At 61.3% G+C, this 733-nt stretch carries 1 protein-coding gene; it reads left to right on the forward strand.

The genetic code is table 11. The annotated features are described in order from the left end of the window. Positions 1 to 611, forward strand: a 611-nt coding sequence (locus CPY51_RS07665; RefSeq protein ID WP_146260093.1) for an HlyD family secretion protein, incomplete at its 5' end; no start/stop codon positions are given. Between the last annotated feature and the right edge of the window lie 122 nt (positions 612 to 733).

Consider the following 733-nt stretch of genomic DNA (forward strand, 5'->3'; position numbering starts at 1 on the left):
TCAAGGACCAGGCCGCTGCGGCCGTCGAACGCGACGAAGCCGCTCTCGTGGCAGCCGAGAACAAGGTTCCGGTGCTGCAGACCCAGCGTGACCAGGCCGTTGCCCAGCGCGATCGCGCCGCCGCGACAGCCCATCAGGCAGAACTCAATCTTTCCTACACGGACATCGTCGCGGCAGTGGACGGTACCGTTGGCGCCCGCTCGATCCGCGTCGGCCAGTTCGTCACATCGGGAACGCAGTTGATGGCCGTGGTGCCTCTGCACTCGGTCTACATCGTTGCCAATTTCAAGGAAACGCAGCTTACCCATGTCCGGGCAGGGCAGCCGGTCGAGATCAGGGTCGACAGCTTTCCGGATGTTGCCATCAAAGGCCACGTCGACAGCCTGTCGCCGGCAAGCGGGCTCGAATTCTCGTTGCTGCCGCCAGACAATGCGACCGGCAATTTCACCAAGATCGTCCAGCGCATACCGGTCAAGATCGTCATCGATGACGAGGCCCTGAGCGGCCTGCTCCGTTCGGGCATGTCGGTCGAACCCGAGATCGACACGAAGGATGCGGCGACGTCGGAACGGGGCATGCTGGAACGGGGATTGTCCAGCCACGCTGGATAATCCTTCCCTCCCTTCCTCGATTATCACCCCATCAATGGCATGAGAATGTTTTCCGCAGAGCCGGAAGGAGAAGAGTCATGGCCACGCTCCAGATCGTAGCAAACAGCAACCAGACGACCAAA

It is taken from the genome of Arminella tubonensis, from assembly GCF_003240585.1.
Taxonomy (GTDB): Bacteria; Pseudomonadota; Alphaproteobacteria; order Rhizobiales; family Rhizobiaceae; genus Rhizobium; species Rhizobium tubonense.